Origin of the sequence: Mesorhizobium sp. M1338 (assembly GCF_040318045.1) — a bacterium.
GTDB lineage: Bacteria > Pseudomonadota > Alphaproteobacteria > Rhizobiales > Rhizobiaceae > Mesorhizobium.
Window position 1 is genome coordinate 96,791 of sequence record NZ_JAMYLL010000016.1, and the last position, 18,348, is coordinate 115,138.

17 protein-coding genes and 2 pseudogenes are annotated in these 18,348 nt (G+C 63.3%); 11 read left to right on the forward strand and 8 right to left on the reverse strand.

Annotated elements, in window-relative coordinates; genetic code table 11:
* Positions 1 to 140 precede the first annotated feature (140 nt).
* From NKH19_RS16930 to NKH19_RS16940, 3 genes are all read right to left on the reverse strand, one after another.
* A complete protein-coding gene (locus NKH19_RS16930) occupies positions 141 to 1,673 on the reverse strand; it encodes a DHA2 family efflux MFS transporter permease subunit (RefSeq protein ID WP_352869429.1) in 1,533 nt (510 codons plus the stop codon).
* A gap of 307 nt (positions 1,674 to 1,980) precedes the next feature.
* The gene (locus NKH19_RS16935; RefSeq protein WP_352869427.1) at positions 1,981 to 3,162 is read right to left on the reverse strand and encodes an HlyD family secretion protein; all 1,182 of its coding nucleotides are present in this window, start codon (positions 3,160 to 3,162) and stop codon (positions 1,981 to 1,983) included.
* Positions 3,159 to 3,635: a MarR family winged helix-turn-helix transcriptional regulator gene (locus tag NKH19_RS16940; RefSeq protein ID WP_352869425.1), complete on the reverse strand. Its 477-nt coding sequence runs from the start codon at positions 3,633 to 3,635 to the stop codon at positions 3,159 to 3,161. Before NKH19_RS16940 ends, NKH19_RS16935 begins: the two co-directional genes overlap by 4 nt.
* A 214-nt stretch (positions 3,636 to 3,849) precedes the next feature.
* Here NKH19_RS16940 and NKH19_RS16945 point away from each other — a divergent pair, with 214 nt between their 5' ends.
* The 6 genes from NKH19_RS16945 to NKH19_RS16970 are packed head-to-tail and all read left to right on the forward strand — an operon-like array spanning position 3,850 to position 9,647.
* On the forward strand, positions 3,850 to 4,458 hold the full coding sequence (locus tag NKH19_RS16945; protein ID WP_352869423.1) for a CDP-alcohol phosphatidyltransferase family protein: 609 nt from the start codon (positions 3,850 to 3,852) through the stop codon (positions 4,456 to 4,458).
* Between the two features lie 39 nt (positions 4,459 to 4,497).
* Positions 4,498 to 6,282, forward strand: coding sequence for a bifunctional alpha/beta hydrolase/class I SAM-dependent methyltransferase (locus NKH19_RS16950; RefSeq protein WP_502910958.1), 1,785 nt, complete (start codon positions 4,498 to 4,500; stop codon positions 6,280 to 6,282).
* A gap of 5 nt (positions 6,283 to 6,287) precedes the next feature.
* Positions 6,288 to 7,613, forward strand: a complete 1,326-nt coding sequence (locus tag NKH19_RS16955; protein ID WP_352869419.1) for a phosphatase PAP2/dual specificity phosphatase family protein — start codon at positions 6,288 to 6,290, stop codon at positions 7,611 to 7,613.
* A complete protein-coding gene (locus NKH19_RS16960; RefSeq protein WP_352869417.1) occupies positions 7,610 to 8,053 on the forward strand; it encodes a hypothetical protein in 444 nt (147 codons plus the stop codon). The genes NKH19_RS16955 and NKH19_RS16960 overlap by 4 nt, the downstream gene beginning before the upstream one ends.
* Positions 8,050 to 8,712: a lysophospholipid acyltransferase family protein gene (locus NKH19_RS16965; protein WP_352869415.1), complete on the forward strand. Its 663-nt coding sequence runs from the start codon at positions 8,050 to 8,052 to the stop codon at positions 8,710 to 8,712. Before NKH19_RS16960 ends, NKH19_RS16965 begins: the two co-directional genes overlap by 4 nt.
* The gene (locus tag NKH19_RS16970) at positions 8,712 to 9,647 is read left to right on the forward strand and encodes a phosphatidate cytidylyltransferase (protein WP_352659454.1); all 936 of its coding nucleotides are present in this window, start codon (positions 8,712 to 8,714) and stop codon (positions 9,645 to 9,647) included. The genes NKH19_RS16965 and NKH19_RS16970 overlap by 1 nt, the downstream gene beginning before the upstream one ends.
* A gap of 21 nt (positions 9,648 to 9,668) precedes the next feature.
* On the opposite strand, the pseudogene NKH19_RS16975 reads toward NKH19_RS16970, so the two are convergent.
* Positions 9,669 to 9,797, reverse strand: a pseudogene (locus NKH19_RS16975) (iron ABC transporter permease); the annotation flags it as partial.
* Here NKH19_RS16975 and NKH19_RS16980 point away from each other — a divergent pair.
* Positions 9,793 to 9,879, forward strand: a pseudogene (locus NKH19_RS16980) (AraC family transcriptional regulator); the annotation flags it as partial. The pseudogenes NKH19_RS16975 and NKH19_RS16980 sit on opposite strands and share 5 nt — an antisense overlap.
* A gap of 4 nt (positions 9,880 to 9,883) precedes the next feature.
* On the opposite strand, the gene NKH19_RS16985 reads toward NKH19_RS16980, so the two are convergent.
* From NKH19_RS16985 to NKH19_RS16995, 3 genes are read right to left on the reverse strand one after another with little or no spacing between them, the layout of a single operon-like run.
* Positions 9,884 to 11,023, reverse strand: coding sequence for a DSD1 family PLP-dependent enzyme (locus tag NKH19_RS16985; RefSeq protein ID WP_352869413.1), 1,140 nt, complete (start codon positions 11,021 to 11,023; stop codon positions 9,884 to 9,886).
* Positions 11,020 to 12,321 (reverse strand): D-arabinono-1,4-lactone oxidase, encoded by a 1,302-nt coding sequence (locus NKH19_RS16990; RefSeq protein WP_352869411.1) that lies wholly within the window; start codon positions 12,319 to 12,321, stop codon positions 11,020 to 11,022. The genes NKH19_RS16985 and NKH19_RS16990 overlap by 4 nt, the downstream gene beginning before the upstream one ends.
* Positions 12,322 to 12,333: 12 nt before the next feature.
* A complete protein-coding gene (locus NKH19_RS16995; protein WP_352869409.1) occupies positions 12,334 to 13,521 on the reverse strand; it encodes an MFS transporter in 1,188 nt (395 codons plus the stop codon).
* Between the two features lie 126 nt (positions 13,522 to 13,647).
* Here NKH19_RS16995 and NKH19_RS17000 point away from each other — a divergent pair, with 126 nt between their 5' ends.
* Positions 13,648 to 14,274 carry a TetR/AcrR family transcriptional regulator gene (locus NKH19_RS17000; protein ID WP_352869407.1) on the forward strand — a complete coding sequence of 209 codons (627 nt, stop codon included), beginning with the start codon at positions 13,648 to 13,650 and terminating at the stop codon, positions 14,272 to 14,274.
* 16 nt (positions 14,275 to 14,290) lie between these two features.
* Here the strand turns inward: NKH19_RS17000 and NKH19_RS17005 are convergent, their stop codons facing one another.
* A complete protein-coding gene (locus tag NKH19_RS17005) occupies positions 14,291 to 15,142 on the reverse strand; it encodes an ATP-grasp domain-containing protein (RefSeq protein WP_352869405.1) in 852 nt (283 codons plus the stop codon).
* Between the two features lie 84 nt (positions 15,143 to 15,226).
* Between NKH19_RS17005 and NKH19_RS17010 the strand changes: the two genes are divergently transcribed.
* From NKH19_RS17010 to groL, 3 genes are all read left to right on the forward strand, one after another.
* Positions 15,227 to 16,024, forward strand: a complete 798-nt coding sequence (locus NKH19_RS17010; RefSeq protein ID WP_352869403.1) for a class I SAM-dependent methyltransferase — start codon at positions 15,227 to 15,229, stop codon at positions 16,022 to 16,024.
* Between the two features lie 165 nt (positions 16,025 to 16,189).
* Positions 16,190 to 16,486 carry a co-chaperone GroES gene (gene groES / locus NKH19_RS17015; RefSeq protein WP_031261112.1) on the forward strand — a complete coding sequence of 99 codons (297 nt, stop codon included), beginning with the start codon at positions 16,190 to 16,192 and terminating at the stop codon, positions 16,484 to 16,486.
* A 62-nt stretch (positions 16,487 to 16,548) separates the two neighbouring features.
* Entirely contained in the window at positions 16,549 to 18,204 is a 1,656-nt protein-coding gene (gene groL, locus NKH19_RS17020; RefSeq protein ID WP_352882975.1) for a chaperonin GroEL, read from the forward strand.
* Positions 18,205 to 18,348 lie beyond the last annotated feature (144 nt).

The window sequence follows — 18,348 nt, forward strand, 5'->3', positions numbered from 1 at the left end:
TCAGGATGATTCGGCCGACAACCGCCCGAGGCGATCGCCACTGCGCCATCCGCTACTGGGATAGTTGAGAATGCAGGCTGTATGATCATGATCTCCAGACTGGCTGCCACGGAGACATACAACCTCCAGCGCAACGGCATCTAGTCCATGTGCGCGGCTGGTCCGCCAGCGGCAGGCGCCTGCTTTGGCTTGCGCAGCAGGAAAACAAACGGGATGGCAAGCAGCGTCATCACCATGAGTATTTTGAAGTCATTGACGTAGGAGATCATCATCGCCTGGAGATTGACCATGCGGTCGACTTGCGACAGCGCCATTGGATCGCCGCTTGCGGCCGCTGGGGAGACCGCCCACAGATTTGGGTTGAACGGATTGATGAAGGCCGAAAGCTCGGAATGATTGACCTGCGTGTTGCGCACCATCAGAACGGTTACGACCGACACGCCAATGGACGAGCCAAGGTTACGCACCAGGCTGAACAGAGCCGTGGCGTCGGTGCGGAAGCGCACATCCAGCGTGGCGAAGGCGACCGTCGACAGCGGCACGAACACCATGCCCATGCCCAGGCCCTGGATGACGCCGGAGCTGAGGATCAGCCAATTGTCCATCTGCGGCGTGAAGGTGGACATGGTGTAGAGCGACTGCGCTGTCAGCAGAAAGCCGATGACGACAAGAATCCTGGCGTCGATCCTGCTCATGAGCCGCCCGACGACAAGCATCGAAATCATCGTGCCGACACCGCGCGGCCCCAAGACGACACCGATGGTGACGGTTGGATAGCCGAAGATGGTCGACAGCATCGGCGGCAGCAGCGACATCGAGGCCAGGATGAGCACACCCATGACGAAGATGAACGCCAGCCCAGTGACGAAATTGCGATCGAGGAAGATCTTGGGATCGATGAAGGGGTGTTCCGCCGTCATCGTGTGGATGATGAACACCCAAAAGCCGGTGAGGGAAAGAGCAAGCTCGATCCAGATCTCGATCGAGGAAAACCAGTCGACCTCGCCGCCGCGGTCGAGCAGCAGCTGCAGCGCACCGACACCGAGCGATAACATGGCGAAGCCGAAGAAATCGAAACCGCGCACCCGCCGGGCAACCGCCGGCAGATAGGCGGCCATGCCGAGGAAGGCGATGATGCCGACCGGCAAATTGATGAAGAACACCCAGCGCCAGTTGAAATTCTCGGTCAGCCAGCCGCCGAGCGTCGGGCCCAGGATTGGCCCCAGCATGATGCCGGCGCCCCAGATGGCCATTGCCTGGCCGTGGCGTTCCCTGGGGTTGATGTCGAGCAGGAAGGTTTGCGACAGTGGCACGATGGCGGCGCCGAACACGCCCTGCATCAGCCGGAAGAACACTATGCTCTCCAGGCTCCAGGCAATACCGCACAGCATCGAGAACACGGTGAAGCCGACAACCGCCCCCAGGAACAGTTCCTTGCGGCCGAAGCGATCGGCCAGCCAGCCGGTCACCGGCGTCATGATGGCGGCGGCGACGATGTAGGAGGTCAGCACCCAGTTGATGTTGTCCGGCGAGGCGCCGAGATCGCCGGTCATGGTCGGCAGCGCGACGTTGGCGATCGTCGTGTCGAGCGCCTGCATGATCGTCGCCAGCATGAGGGCGACCGTGATCAGGCCGCGATGCGGCACTTCTTTGAAGGGTTCGGGCGTGCTCATGACGTGAAACTTCCAGCAGGTAACAAAAACGTGTACAACGGGTTTCCGGGCGGCAAAGCCTTCCGTTGAGAGACCTTCATCGCGGTGGGACGCGATTATCGATGTGGGGGTTACATCGACCGAAAGTCTCTGATGAGCGGATGCCTGCCGCCCGGAAACATGAGGACCGACGGGTCCGTGCCGAAGATTTCAGATTCCGGTCAAGCCGCGCGGCGGCTTCGCCCAGACGCTGATCCTTCCCACTCCTCCATCAGACCAATCCTGCTACTCGCTTCCACCCGCAGGTCCCCGCGGGATTCCGCTGACTTTACTGCGCGGTCTCGCCAGCCGTGGCGTGACCGAAGATCGACGGCAGGCCACGCGCCACGCCGGTGTCGACGGTAACGGTGGCGCTCATGCCGGTGCGCAACGCCATCTTGGCGTCGGCATCGGTCAGTTCGAGACGCACCGGAATGCGCTGCGTGACCTTGACCCAGTTGCCGGTGGCATTCTGGGCCGGCAGGAGCGAGAATTCCGCTCCCGTGCCGGCGCCGATCGCCTTGACCGTCGCTTCGAAGGTGCGCCCCGGATAGGTGTCGACCACGATATCAGCCTTCTGCCCGGGCTTCATGTGGGTGAGCTGCGTTTCCTTGAAATTGGCGGCGATCCAGGTGTCGCCGGTCTCGACCAGCGAGAACAGCGGCGTGCCGGAACCGACATACTGGCCGACCTTGAATGAGGAAGCCTGGCTGACGACGCCGTCGGCCGGCGCCTTGACCGTGGTCCGCGCCAGGTCGTAGGCCGCCTTGTCGCGCGCGGCGAGCGCGGCCATCACGGTCGGGTGCTTGTCGGTCTCGATGTCGGGATTGCCGCCAAGCGCTGCCTTGGCGCTGATGATGCCTTGCTCGGCAACGGCCAATTGCTGCTTGGCCTTGTCGAGATCGTTCTTGGCCTCGTCCAGTGACGACTTGGCGTTGATGCCCTTCTGGGCAAGGTCGGCGGCGCGGTCGAACTGCGACTGGGCGAAGGCGACCTGACTGGTGTCGGATTTTTGCTGAGCCATGGACTGGCCATAAGCCGCGCGCAACTGCTCGACATTGAGACGCGCTCCCGCAACCGCCGCGTCGGCCTGAGCCAGCGCGATCCGGTATGGCTCAGGGTCGATGGCAAACAGCACATCACCCTGCTTGACCAGCTGGTTGTCGGCGATGTCGACCTGAACGATACGCCCGGCCGTGTCGGAAGCGATCGAGACCTTGGCCTGCTGCAGATTGGCGTTCTCCGTCTCCTGGTAGCGGCCGCCGGTGACCCAGACATAGCCGCCGCCGGCAGCCAGTGCGGCAGGCAGTGCGACCATCAGCAGAAAGCGACCCAGCCGGCGCTTCTTCTTCACAGGGGTCAGGGCTGGCTGCACCGGGGGAGCAACCGTCACCGGGGCGGCGGCCGGCTTCTCCGGCGCTTCCATTTCCAGCTCGGTCACTTTCTCGTCTATCTTGGCTACCGCGTTCATGCTGCTGCGCCTTCTGTCTTTACTTTTTCAATGGACGGCGTCTCGTCGTCGGTCAGGTTCCGGACCATCGCTTCAAGCCCCTCAATGAGGACACGGCGGGCTTCCGGCTTCACGCCGACCAGTGATTCCTCGTAGACTTCCCCGGCAATGCTCTTGATCACGGCGTAGGCTTCGCTCGCCTTGGGCGTCAGGAAGATCATGCGCACCCGGCGATCGGTGGCGTCGGGACGACGCTCAATCCAGCCGCCCTCCTCCATGCGATCGACCAGGCGAGAAACGCTGATCGGCTCGATTTCGAGAAGTTCGGCCAGCCGCGCCTGCGCGACGCCGTCTTCCTTGGCAACGCGCACCAGAAGCCGCCATTGCGCCGAAGAAAGCCCCAAGCCACTGGCCCTCGCCTCGAAGCGCTTGCGCATAAGGCGCTGCACGTCGTGGATCAAGAAGCCCAATCTGTCGATGCCATCGGAAACCATGAGCGGGATATATAATAAGCGTGCTTACTATTCAAGATGCCGCGTTGCACAAGAAGCCGGCAAATGCGCATGACAGCCATGCGATGCAGTCATGGTTAGCGATTGGTGAGCGCCTGGTCTCCATGCCAGTCGGCATAGCCGCTCCGCCACGTCATGCTGGTCGTGTCTGACATATTGATGTACAGCCGTTGGTCAGGATCGGGGGATCACGAAAATGCCGACGCTTTACGCTCTCAAGCCGGCTTTCCAGGGAAGGCTGCGGCCGCTGGTCAATCGGCTGGCGGCAATCGGGGTCACTGCAAACAGCATAACCATCCTGGCGGCGTTGATGTCGATGGCGGCAGGAGCGGCCATCGCGGTTCTGCATGAATGGCGCTGGCTGCTGCTGCTTGTCCCAGCGGTTATGTTCGTGCGCATGGCGCTGAATGCCGTGGATGGCATGCTGGCGCGGGAACATGGGCAGGCCTCGACGCTCGGCATGTATCTGAACGAGTTTTGCGACGTCGTTTCGGACTTCGCGCTAATTCTCCCTTTTGCCGTCTTTCCGGAATTTGGCGCATGGGGCGTCATCGCCTTCGCGATATCGGCGGTGCTGACCGAGTTCGCCGGCGTGCTCGGCATCGCCGCCAAGGTCGGACGCAACTATGCCGGGCCGTTCGGCAAGAGCGACAGGGCAATGGCGCTCGGCGTGGTCGCCGTGCTGTGCGCCGCCGGGCTCTGGCCGGCATCCATCGCGCCGTTTGTGTTTCCGGCCATGGCAACGCTTTCGCTGCTGACCGCCATAAACCGGATACGCGCCGGCCTTATTGGCAGCGCCAGCTGAGCATCGAGGCTCGCCATGCCGCCAGAGGGAAAGACCATGATGCACGAGCCGATCGCCGCCGCGGCCACGGAAAGCCTTGAGCGGCAAGCGCAGGAGCGGGTCTTCCGCAGCCATGACGGGACGGAGATCTTCTACCGGTTCTGGCCGGCGGCGTCCGCCGATACCAAGGGCGCGGTGGTGCTCTTCCATCGCGGCCATGAACATGGCGGCCGCATGGCCCACCTCGTCGATGAATTGCGGATGCCCGACCACGCCTTCTATGCCTGGGATGCCCGTGGCAATGGTCGTTCGTCCGGCGAGCGCGGCTATGCCCCGTCCTTCTCGGCCCTGGTGCGCGACATCGACTGCTTCATGCGCGAGATCGCCGCCAGGGATGGCTTCGCCACGCGGGATATCGCGCTGATCGCGCAATCCTTCGGCGCCGTGCTCGCCGCAGCCTGGGTGCATGATTATGCGCCGAAGCTGCGCGCCATGGTGCTGGCCTCACCGGCCTTTTCGGTGAAACTCTACGTGCCCTTCGCCAGGGAAGGCATTGCGTTGTGGCAGAAGATCAAGGGCCGCTTCTTCGTCAATTCCTACGTCAAGGCGAAATTCCTGACCCATGATCTCGTGCGCATCGCCTCCTTCGAGAGCGATCCGCTGATCACGCGGCCGATCGCCTCCAACATCCTGGTCGAACTGTACCAGTATGCCGCGCGGATCGTCGCTGACGCCCGCGCCATCACCGTGCCGACGCAGCTTCTGCTTTCGGGCAGCGACTGGGTGGTGCGTCACGGTCCGCAGCATGAGTTCTTCGTCAATCTCGGCAGTCGCGCCAAGGAACGCCATGTGTTGCCGGGCTTCTTCCACGACACGCTGGGCGAGCGCGACCGGGCGCGGGCCCTCGACCTGATCCGGCCGTTCCTGGCCAGGCAGTTCGCCACGCCGGACGCGCCGGTCGACCTGAAGCAGGCGGATATTGCCGGCTACACCCGCGACGAGGCCGACAGGCTTGCCTCGCCGCTCGATCCGTTGTCGCCCAAAGGCCTCTACTGGGCATTCAGCCGTGCCTCCATCCGCATGGGCGCCTGGATCTCGCAGGGCATGAAAACCGGCATCGCCACCGGCTTCGATTCCGGCTCGACGCTGGACTATGTCTATGAGAACGACGCGCGGGGTCTCACACCCCTTGGCCGTGTCATCGACCGCATCTTCCTGGAAGCCATAGGCTGGCGCGGCATCCGCCAGCGCAAGCTGCATCTCGAAGAACTGATCGGCTCTTGCCTGACGACGCTCAAGGCCGCAGGCCGCCCGGCGCACATTCTCGACATCGCCGCCGGCCACGGCCGCTATGTTCTCGATGCCATCGTCAAGAGCCCCGACCAGCCGGCGAGCGTGCGCCTGCAGGATTATTCCGACCTCAACGTGCAGCTTGGCCGCAAGTTGATCGCCGAACGGCAATTGCCGGCTGATGTCTCGTTCCAGCGTGCGGACGCCTTCGATGCCGATATGCTCGGCTCGATCGATCCGGCGCCCGGCCTCGCCATCGTCTCCGGCCTCTACGAGCTGTTCTCCGACAATGCGATGATCGCCCGCTCGCTCGGTGGGTTGGCCAGCGCCATGCAGCCGGGGGGTCTTTTGCTCTACACCAACCAGCCCTGGCATCCGCAGCTCGAGATGATCGCCCGCAGCCTGACCTCGCATCGCGGCGGCGAGGCCTGGGTGATGCGCCGGCGCACGCAAGGCGAGATGGACCAGCTCGTCGAGGCCGCCGGTTTCGACAAGCTCGACCAGCGCATCGACCAGTGGGGCATCTTCACCGTCTCGGTCGCGCGGCGACGCTGAACAGGATGGTGTCATCGCTTGCATCCACCGCGCGCACCGAGCCCTATGGCAGGGTGGTCGTCAGGGCAGCCCTTTGGCTGGCCTTCCTGGCGCCGTTCTTCTACCTCAGCTACGGCTTCGCCAACTGGCTGGCGTCGCGGCGCGATGACGTCGGCAGCATCGTATTCGCCTGGGAACACAGCATCCCCTTCCTCGCCTGGACCATCGTGCCCTATTGGTCGATCAACCTGTTCTACGGCCTGTCGCTGCTGCTCAACGACAACAGGCAAGGGGTCGACCGCCTGGCCGGGCGCTATCTCACGGCGCAGATCGTCGCCGTTGCCTGCTTCATCCTGTTCCCACTGACCGCGACGTTCGTGCGGACGGCAACGACCGGACTGCCGGGCTTCCTGTTTGCCGTGCTCGGCGGTTTCGACAAGCCGTTCAACCAGGCGCCCTCGCTGCACATCGCCCTGTTGGTGATCATCTGGGATCACTGGCGCAACCGGCTCGGCGGCTTTCTCCTGCCGGTCTGGCATGGCTGGTGCTTCCTCATCGGTGCTTCGGTGCTGACGACCTGGCAGCATCATTTCATCGACATCCCGACCGGCGCGCTGCTCGGGTTTTTCGCGCTGTGGCTGTTTCCCCGCAGCGGCGCGTTGCCGTTTTCAGGCATCCGGCTGACCAGCGATGCGAAGGCGCGGCGGCTGGCGCGGTTCTATGCGCTGGGCGCCGTCCTCGCCCTGGCCGGTGCCGCGCTCGGCACCTTCTTCTGCGCCGTCGCGCTCTTCCTGCTTTGGCCGGCGCTGGCGCTGGCCATCGTCGCCTTCGCCTATGCCGGGTCCGGCTCGAAGGTGTTCCAGAAATCCGCCGATGGCAGCATCACCCTTGCAAGCCGTATTCTGCTCTTGCCCTACCGGCTCGGCGCCAGGGCAAACATGTGGGCCTGGACGCGTAATCTTGCTCCCCAGGTGGCGATTGCCGACGGCGTTTTTCTCGGGCGCTTTCCCACGGCAAGCGAGGCCAACAGCTTCGGCACGATCATCGACCTCGCCGCCGAATTTGAAAAGCCGGCAGGAGCCGATTGCCGCTGGATCAGCTTTCCGATGATCGACCTGTTGCCGCCGCCGACGGCGATACAGCAACAGGCCGCCAGTGCGCTGGAAAGTGCGCGCCGCGACGGCACCGTGCTGGTGTGCTGTGCGCTCGGCTTCCAGCGGAGCGCCGGCGTCGTCGCCGAATGGCTGGTTGCGACCGGCAGAGCCCAGGCGCCGACGCTTGCCCGCGAGATGCTGATAGCAGCCGGCCGGCCGGTTCATCTTGCCGAGACCACGGAGCAGGCGGCGTCATGACCGGCAATGCTTACCAGGAACGCGCCGACCGCTTCGCCCGCATGCTGATGCAGCAGGCCGCATGGCCGGCCGCAGTCGTGGTGGCTGCAAATATCCTTGGGCCCCTGGCCGCGTCGGCGCGCGGAGCCTTCGAGACCTTGCCTGCGGCGATCGCCCTGTCCATCACCGCCGCAAGCGCTGTCGCCGTGCTGACGCTGTCGGCATTGCTGGCGTTCGATGCGCTGCTCTTCCGGCTGATGGCGAGCCACGACGACGAGGTTTCCGGCGGCGCCGCGGTGGATGACATGCTGGCGCGCATGCGCCTGAAACCCGCCGCGTCCACGACACGCACGCTCGATGACCGCATGGCTGGCACAAGCCGCTTGCTGTTCAAGCAGCGTGCGGCCCTCGCCCTGTTTGCCGTAGCACTTCTGGCGGCGGGGTTTTGGGCGCCGCGATGAACAAGCTTTCGCTGAAAACCTTCACCTTGCTGCAGACGGTAACCTCCGTCGGCCTCTCGGCGCTGGCCTGGATGGTGACCGGCGTGCGTCCGATATGGAGCGGCAGCCTGCCGTCCGACCGGCAGCGCATCTATTTCGCCAATCACACCAGCCATGGCGACTTCATCCTGCTGTCGGCGTGCCTCAGCGAAAGGGAACGCGCGATCACGCATGCGGTTGCTGCCGGCGAATATTGGGGAAAGTCGCGGCTGCGCCGCTTCATTGCCGAGGACATGCTTTCGTCGGTGCTGATCAACCGGCAATGGACGAAGCCTGAGGAAAACCCGATCGAGATCATGCTGTCGGTTCTCGACCAGGGCCACTCGCTGATCCTGTTTCCCGAGGGCACCCGCAACATGACCGAGGAGCCGCTGCTGGCCTTCCGCTCCGGGCTCTACAATCTGTCGATGGCGCGGCCACAGGTCGAGCTGATCCCGTGCTGGATCGAGAACATGTCACGCGTGCTGCCCAAGGGCCAGTTCCTGCCGGTGCCGCTGCTGTGCCGCGTCGTCTTCGGCGCACCGGTCGCCGTGGCGCCTAGCGAAGAGCGCCGCGCCTTTCTCGAGCGTGCCCACGCCACGCTTCTGGCGCTCAACCCGCGTCCCGAGCGAGACGATTGATGCGCCACGAGATCTCCATCCTGATCATCGGCCTGCTGGCGGTTTTGACCACCGCCAGCATCGTCGCCGCCATACTTTCGGCGCGGGCGCCGAAGCCGCTAAGCTCGACCCTGGTCAATCTCACCCAGCGCATCAACGCCTGGTGGGTGATGGTGGCGATGATGACGGTCGCCTTCTTCTTCGGCCGCTACGGCATGACCATCCTGTTCGCGCTGATTTCCTTCGCCGCGCTGCGCGAATTCGTGACGCTGACGCACACCCGCCGCAGCGACCACTGGGTGCTGCTTGGCATGTTCGGCATCATCATACCGTTTCAATACTGGCTGGTGTGGACCGCCTGGTACGGGCTCTTCGTCATCTTCATTCCGGTCTATTGCTTCCTGTTGATGCCGGCCATCACGGCGCTGCATGGCGACACCGAACGCTTCCTCGAGCGGATCGCCGCGCAGCAATGGGCGGTGATGATTTCGGTCTATTGCGTCAGCCATGTTCCAGCGCTGCTGACACTCGACGTGCCGGGCTTCGAAGGCCGCACCCTGCTGCTGATCGCCTTCCTGATCATCGTCGTGCAAGGCAGCGACGTGCTGCAATACATCTTCGGCAAGCTGTTTGGAAAACACCGTTTTTCGCCGAACGTCTCGCCGTCGAAAACCTGGGAAGGCCTGATCGGCGGACTGGTGTCGGCGAGCCTGCTCGGCGCGCTGTTGTCGTTCGTGACGCCCTTTTCGCCGTTGCAGGCAGCGGCCGTGGCCTTCGTCGCCTGCTCGATGGGATTTCTGGGTGGTCTGGTCGCCTCGGCCATCAAGCGCGACCAGGGCGTCAAGGATTGGGGCCATCTGATCGAGGGCCATGGAGGCATGATGGACCGCACCGACAGCCTGGTCTTCGCCGCCCCGGTGTTCTTTCACATCGTGCGCTATTTCTGGACGGTCTGAGCAGGCCGTTTCCGACCGCGCTCAAAGCCGGTTGCGGATGAGCATGGCGACGACGAAGAACGCACCGACCGAGCTGATGCCGACCGGCAGTTCCCGCGGCGGCAGCAGCGTTCGTGCCAGAAGATCGCTGGCCATCAAAAGCACAGCGCCGGAATTCGAACGCTACGGCCCCGAATTCGATCCACGCGGCGGCAATGGCGGTTTGGAGATCTGGATCCCGGTGAAAGCGTAGGCGATCACCCCATCGGCAGCGCCGGCCAGCGATCGGCGATCCTGCCGCCGGAAAACACCGCGATCGATCCGAATTGCTGCAGCACGGCCTCGCTCTGCGTCGGGCGCAGGAAGGCATGGTCGCCTGGCCTTGCGGTCGCATCGGCCGGCAAGCCCATGAATTGCTGGTTGGAGGACAGGCCGAGCAGGGCGTTCGTCTTCATGCCTTCGGGGAACACGGGCTCGGCCATCCACTTGCCGCCATAGAGGTAGCACCCCTTGCGCGGAAACCGGCCGAGTGCCTGCAGCAGGCGCGTGACGGCAGGCGGGCCGGGCAGCATCGGCTCGACCACTTTCAGCATCGGCGTCGCGATAAAGGCCGCCGGCAGGAAGCCTTCGAGGCCGGGCGTATCGAAATCGCTGGGCAGCACGAAGGCCGAGCCCATCGACACTTCGTTGGCCACGCCGCCATGGTGGAGCAGTGCGGTCTTGCTGCCGCCGATGTTCAAGATGCGGCGCTGGTCCGCGCCGAGGCAAGCGACGAACGCCGTGGCCTGCGCCGACGCCTTTGCCAACGCTTTCACCGGCCCGCCGAACAGGCCGGGAATGTGCGGCGCATGCGCCTCATAGGCCATGACACCTTGGCAACGCAGCCGGGCCGGCATTGCGCTCAAAGCCAACGACAACGCCTCCGGGCTGGCAAAGCCGCCGCGATGCAGCCCGACATCGATCTCGAAGGCGATGCGCAGCTCGATGTCGAGTTCGTCAGCGAGTGCGCCATATTCCGCCAGCCGCTCCTGTGTATCGATCAACCAGCAGACACGCGACCAGTCAGCCGCGCCTTTCGAAAGCGCAGCCCTTGCCGCATCGACCGGCATCGGTTTGCCATACAGCAGATCGGCATCCGGAAACGCCTTCACCACCGCCCCGCTGATCGGCGGATGGAAGGTCATGACGTGATTGGTGCCAAGAGCCTTGCCGATATGAGCAAGCAGCGGCAGGCAGGCGAGCGATTTGTCGACCAGCCGCACAGCAAGAGCGGGGTCAAGCCGCTCTTTCACCAGTGCGATATTGCGGTCCAGCCGGCCGATATCCAGCACCAGGCAGGGCTGGAAGATGCCGGCGGTCTTCAGTGCGTCCGACAGGGCGGAAAAATAGGCGCTCATCGTTCGATGCCAAAAGGACTGGGCTCGATGCCGAACAGGCCGGCCATGTAGGGCGAGACGAAGCGGTTTTGCGGATCGATGTCGCGGCGCACCGCCATGGCGTCTTCCCAGCGCGGGTAGAGCTTTTTCAGCTCCGCCGCTGTCAGGCTGTGCATCTTGCCCCAATGCGGCCTGCCGCCATATCTGCGGAAGATCGGCTCGACTGCGCGCATGAACGGCAGCGGATCGTTCGCTGCGTCATGGTGGATGGCGATCGAGCAGGTCGGCCTCCTATAGAATGGCGACAGCCAGAATTCGTCGGGCGCAACGCTGCGCACCTCCATCGGGAAATAGACCTCGGGAAAGCGCTTCTCCGTCAGCTCGATGATTTCGGCCAGCGCCTTCGGCCCCTCCTCGAACGGCAAATGGTATTCCATCTCGTTGAACTTGGTCTGCCGGTCGCTGGCATAGACGTTGAGCCAGTCCTGCACGTAGTCCTCGGCCGGAAATTTGGCGACCGCCGAGCGGATGAGGCGGCCGCGCAGCGACGGCAGCCAGGCGAGCGCGGTGCGCAGCCGGCGCAGCGTCCTCAACCCGGCCTCATCCGCTTCCGGCGGTCGCGGGGTCGGTGCCGCGTCGCTGAGATCGCTGGCGATGAACTGCGCGTAACCGGAAAACGGAATGTAGTAGAATTCGGCCGAGCGATGGGCGGCCATCATCGTCTCGAAGTCCCGCAGCATCTCAGTGATCGGCAGCACCCATTTGCGGCGGCGCAGCCGGTAGGTGGCAATGTTGTTCAACGTTACTTCGGTCATCACGCCGAAGGCGCCGAGCGCGACACCAATGGCATGGATCATCTCCTGGTCCCCTGCCCGCTTGAAGTCGCGCAGCTTGCCCAACCCGTCGACAATCCGCACCGTCTCCAGCTGCGTGTGATAGGCACCGAGCGTCGGTCCCGAGCCATGGGTGGCCGTGCCCAGCGCGCCGCCGATGGCCTGGCGGTCGATATCGCCCATATTGGGCAGGCCCTGGCCGATGCCTTGCAGCATGTGCATGAGCGGCCCGAGCCGGGTCCCTGCCCGCACCCGCGCCTGATGTTTCTCGGCGTCGTGCGAGACCAGCCCTTCCAATTTCTCCAAGGACAGGATGGTGCCCTTGGATTTCACCAGCGGGGTGAAGGAATGACCGGCGCCGACGACGCGGATCGGACCCGGCGCTGTGCGCACCAGATCGCCCAGTTCGCCGGCATCGGCGGGACTGGCGATCAACCGCGGTTCGGCGGTGACAATGCCCGACCAGTTGCTCCATCTGTTCGACATGGCGCTCCCCGCTCAGGCAACGGCGCGGCGGCGCCGCGTCACGAGGATAAACAGACCGAGCAGCACCACGCTGGCCACAGCACTGGCGGCGGCGAATTCCGGCACCGGCCGGAAGTCCTTGCCGTCGATGAGCAGCGACGCGGCGATCGGTCCGATCGCCAGGCCGAACAGCTGGGCCGCGGGCACCAGCAGCACGGCGGTGCGCGTCTCGTCGGCGGTGATCGCCAGCCGGATCTGATAGGGCACGATGAACAAGAGGATGAAGCCCATGACCAGGGCGGCGATCCAGAATGTGGCGGGGCCAGGTCCGCTGGCGAGAACCAGCGAGCTGACAAGCGCGATGGCACCGATCGCGGCGATGGCCAAGCGATAATCGATGCGCGCCTCGAAAACGGTTGCCGTCATCGCACCCAGGACCTGCGCCGCGAGGCTGGCGGAGACGATCAGGCCGACGGTGCGGCCATCGATGCCGTATTGCGCGCCAAGCGGTTCCAGAAAGGCCCAGACCGCACCGAAGAACATGAAGTAGCAGAACACCGACAGCAGCGCGGTGAGCGAAGGAATCGTCAGCACATTGGCCAGATTCTCTTCCTTGGGCAGATCGGCGTAGTCCCCGGGGACGGTGAAGGCGACCGCCAGCGACGCGATGCAGACGACGGCAAGAACGAGGAAGCCGCCCGCCGATCCGGCTGCCGGGATGACATAAAGCGCCAGCAACAGGGCAAGCGCGCATTGCGCCAGTGTCTGCATGGTGACGAAATAGCCGCCGATGCGCTCGGCGCGCCGCGAACGGGCGATCAACTCCGTGGCGACCGCCACCAGACCGCCCTCGGCAAGACCGGCCAGGGCGCGGGCCCCGATCAGCGTGTTGGCGGTTGCGGCATAGGCCGTCCACACATTGGCCAGCGCCAGCAACAGCAAAAGGACGGCACTTTTCCGGCGCATGTTGTGGGCCGAAAGCAGCATCGCCACGACAGCAGAACCGATGGCAATGGCGATCATCTCGGCGGTCGCGACCAGCGCCAGTTCATCGCCGCTGACATGGCCCTCGGTGTAGAGCGCGCCGAGCAACACGGGCTGCAGCCCGAGGATGAGCAGGCCGACCGAACCGATCCACAGTGCCGAGGCAAGCTGTGCGCCGGTCGGATTGCCGACCAGCCAGTCGCCATTGCCCGAGTGCCCGGTATTTGTCGAAGCCAAAGGCGCCTCCCAACGTCCTTGCCGCGCGGCAAAAAAACTGACAACCTGTCAGCATTTCTAGAAACTGATACTTGATCATATTTCTTGTCAACCGGATTTTGAAAAACCCGTGCGAAAGATCGGTGCATGACGGAAGTGAACAGAACAGCCACCGAGCCCCGGCGCAGGCCCAAGCAGGAACGCAGCCGCGAGCGCATCGACGCGATCCTGTCGACGACCATGCGGCTGATCGGCGAGAAGGGCATCGACGCCGTCACCATGAAGGAAGTCGGCATGCTGGCGGGCGGGCCGATCGCCACCGTCTACCATTACTTTCCCAACAAATCGGCGATCCTGGCGATGCTCTACGAGCGGTTTTCAGAAGTCAGCCGTGCCCGGCTGACGGCGATCATCGCCGACGTCCGCGAGGCGAAGGACGTGATCGTGGCCGCCGACCGGCTGCTTGACGATTATCTCAGCCGCGTCGCCGGCGATCCGGCCATCCAGGATCTGCAGAACGCCATCCAGGCCGACAAGGCGCTCAAGAATCTCGACATCGCCGAAACCCGACATCAAGCCAGGATGTTCTGCGACCATGTCATCACCCTGCTCGAGCCCGGGAAGCGCGAGCAGTTCGAACGCATGGTCATCCTGATCTTCCAGCTCGCCGGCGGTGTCGTGCGCCTGGCGCTTGCCGAGGGCGAAGCGGAAAGCCGCCGCACGATCGAAGATTATCGTTCGATCATTCACACGCAGCTGCGGTTGTTTTTGTAGAACACCCATCATTGATCTATCGCACACCGCGGATCAGGCTCTCAAACCCATCGGCCAGATCGGAAGCGCCTGCCGCGAACATCCTCCTCAAATTGCTGGGACGGCCGGGGGTCTTGTTCGCATCCAGCAGCACCGCCCTGCCGTCATGCACCACAAAATCGAATTTTCCATAATCGAAGCCGAGCGCGCGCCGCAGCGAACGCAGTTCATCGGGGACCGGAACAGGCTCACGTCGGATCGTTTCGGATGCCTTGATCAACGGCTTGGGCGATACATAACGCGTGCAGCGCTCGCGGTCTCCGCAGAACACCCAGAAGCGCGCCGCGAAGCCATCGCGCTCTCTTTCCGGAATGAACTTTTCCACGACCAGATCGGCGCGGTCAAAGATACTTTGTGGAATATCGCCGATCGACTCATGGATCGCGTAAGGTTCCTGAACAGGCATGTCCGGAAATAGCTGAGGCTTGCCCGCGCGTTGCGATTGCCGATTGAGGAACGTCTCCGGAATACCCTGATTGTTGAGATTGCTTTTGACGATCACCTGACCTTGCCAGCTGTCAGCTCTGTCGACCAATGCACCGCTGATCCGACGCTTGGATATGTCGACCGCCCCGATATTGAGGCAGAATGCAAAACTTGATGCATAGTCGACATAGTCCGTGGGCGTCACCGTGGCGTCGACATGCAACACCGCTATATCGGCGCTGAATGGCGTCGACAGACCTTGCTGAACCCGAACCGAATGGCCGCGCCTTTTCAATTCGGCGAGAATGTCGAAAAGCATGTATGGGCTGCTCCTGCGCAGCAGGATGTCGCGCCTGCCCAGGAATCGGTCATGCTCATGGGTGACCACGAGAATACGCGCCAATCATCGACCTCTTGGCTTATACAACAACCTCTATTAAGCCCCGATGGGTATCTAAATCTAGACGTCCATGGCCCAATAAATTGCATGACAAATCACTGGGACAATTATCACCGCCATTGGAAACTTCTGGATGCGCCGCTCCGGCCAACAGCGGAAACCATCGGCATATTCGATCGCGAATTCGATCTGAAAAATGCCGACGTCCTGCTCCTTGGAGTGACGCCGGAACTGGCAATCCTGGGCAGATCGATGTTGGCGGTCGATCAATCGGCCACCATGATTTCCGGCGTATGGGCCGGCGACGACGGATCGCGAAAGGCGATAGCCGGCAACTGGCTTGACCTGCCAGTGGATCGGGCAAGTTTCGACGCCGTCATCGGCGACGGATGCCTGTCGGCGGTCGATTCCAAAGCCGCGCGCGGTTCGCTGTTTGGCGAAATCGCGAGGGTGCTGAAGCCTGGCAGGCGTGCGGCGATCCGCGTTTTTGCTCGGCCGGAAACGGCGGATGATCCGCGCGGCATCGAAGCTCTGGTTCTGGCCGGCGGGGTCGAGAATTTCCACGCGCTCAAATGGCGGATCGCGATGGCGTGCACGACCGACGACCGCGATTTCGCAATCAAGGTGCGAACGATCCGCGACACCTTCGACAGCCTGTTCCCCAACCGCGAAGCTCTTGCCGCGAGGACGGGTTGGACCATGGTGTCGATCAACACGATAGACGTCTATGCGGGCTCGGACATAAGCTACAGCTTCGCGACGCTGGCAATGCTGATCGAGGAAGCGAGCAACTGGTTCGACGACGTGCGCGTCGTGCCGAGCGGCAGCTATCCCCTGGCGGAGCGTTGCCCGCTGCTGGTGTTCGGTTCGGCCAAGCCCCGATAAGTTCGTCATCGAGGTGCCAAGAGGCGCTCCGACCGCCTTGACTCTGGCAGGGCGGCGGCCTATTTCAGCGCCACGTTAGCACTCGCCATTGGTGAGTGCTAACTCATATGTCCGGCGCCGCCGGACGGAGGAACTGTTCTCACCGTTCTCATCGAGGAAGAAAAAATGGCAAAGTCGAAGTTCCGCCCGCTTCATGACCGCGTGGTCGTTCGCCGGGTCGAATCCGAATCCAAGACCGCTGGCGGGATCATCATCCCCGACACGGCAAAGGAAAAGCCGCAGGAAGGCGAGATCATCGCTGTCGGCTCCGGCGCTCGTGACGAAGCTGGCAAGCTGGTCCCGCTGGACGTCAAGACTGGCGACCGCATCCTGTTCGGCAAGTGGTCGGGCACCGAAGTCAAGCTCAATGGCGAAGACCTTCTGATCATGAAGGAATCCGACATCATGGGCATCATCGGCTGATATCAGGCCTTTTCATCAACTGAATTCCCGGGCTCAATCAAAGCCCCTGCCAGGAGCTAAAAATGGCTGCCAAAGACGTAAAATTTTCCCGTGATGCCCGCGAGCGCATGCTGCGCGGCGTCAACATCCTCGCCGACGCGGTGAAGGTCACGCTCGGCCCCAAGGGCCGCAACGTCGTCATCGACAAGTCGTTCGGCGCGCCGCGCATCACCAAGGACGGCGTCACCGTCGCCAAGGAAATCGAGCTTGAAGACAAGTTCGAGAACATGGGCGCGCAGATGGTCCGCGAAGTTGCTTCGAAGACCAACGACATCGCCGGCGACGGCACCACGACCGCGACCGTTCTGGCGCAGTCGATCGTCCAGGAAGGCCACAAGGCCGTTGCCGCCGGCATGAACCCGATGGACCTGAAGCGCGGCATCGACCTGGCCGTGACCGAAGTCGTCGCGGCGCTCGGCAAGGCTGCCAAGAAGATCAAGACCTCCGAGGAAGTTGCCCAGGTCGGCACGATCTCGGCCAATGGCGACGAGTCGGTCGGCAAGATGATCGCGGAAGCGATGCAGAAGGTCGGCAACGAAGGCGTCATCACGGTTGAGGAAGCCAAGACCGCCGAGACCGAACTCGAAGTCGTCGAAGGCATGCAGTTCGATCGCGGCTACCTCTCGCCCTACTTCGTCACCAACGCCGACAAGATGGTTGCCGAGCTCGAGGACGTCTACATCCTCCTGCACGAGAAGAAGCTCTCCAACCTCCAGGCCATGCTGCCGGTTCTCGAAGCCGTCGTGCAGACCTCGAAGCCGCTGCTCATCATCTCGGAAGACGTCGAAGGCGAGGCCCTGGCCACGCTGGTCGTCAACAAGCTGCGTGGCGGCCTGAAGATCGCCGCCGTCAAGGCGCCGGGCTTCGGTGATCGCCGCAAGGCCATGCTGGAAGACATCGCCATCCTCACCGGTGGCCAGGTCATCTCGGAAGACCTCGGCATCAAGCTCGAGAACGTCGGCCTCAACATGCTCGGCCGCGCCAAGAAGGTGTCGATCTCCAAGGAGAACACCACCATCGTCGACGGCGCCGGCAAGAAGGCCGAGATCCAGGGCCGCGTTGCCCAGATCAAGCAGCAGATCGAAGAGACCACTTCGGACTACGACAAGGAGAAGCTGCAGGAACGTCTCGCGAAGCTCGCGGGCGGCGTTGCGGTGATCCGCGTCGGCGGTGCGACGGAAGTCGAAGTCAAGGAAAAGAAGGACCGCGTCGATGACGCCCTCAACGCAACCCGCGCGGCCGTCGAAGAAGGCATCGTTGCTGGTGGTGGCGTAGCCCTGCTGCGCGCTTCGGCCAACATCAAGGCCACCGGCGTCAATGCCGACCAGGCCGCTGGCATCAACATCGTTCGTCGTGCGCTGCAGGCTCCGGCCCGCCAGATCGCGGCCAACGCAGGTGCGGAAGCATCGATCGTTGCCGGCAAGATCCTTGAGAACAAGGGCGCGACCTTCGGCTACAACGCCCAGACCGGCGACTATGGCGACATGATCGCCATGGGTATCGTCGATCCGGTCAAGGTCGTTCGTACCGCTCTCCAGGACGCGGCCTCGGTCGCCGGCCTGCTGGTCACCACCGAAGCCATGATCGCGGAGGCTCCGAAGAAGGAGTCGGCTGGCGGCGGCATGCCTGGCGGCATGGGCGGCGGCGGCATGGGCGGCATGGGCGGCATGGATTTCTAAGAAGTCCATAAAGCTCGCCCATGAATCCAAGTTGCTCAAGCCCGCAAGCGGGCTTGAGTGGCGGCATGGATTTCTAAGAAGTCCATAAAGCTCGCCCATGAATCCAAGTTGCTCAAGCCCGCAAGCGGGCTTGAGTGGCGGCAT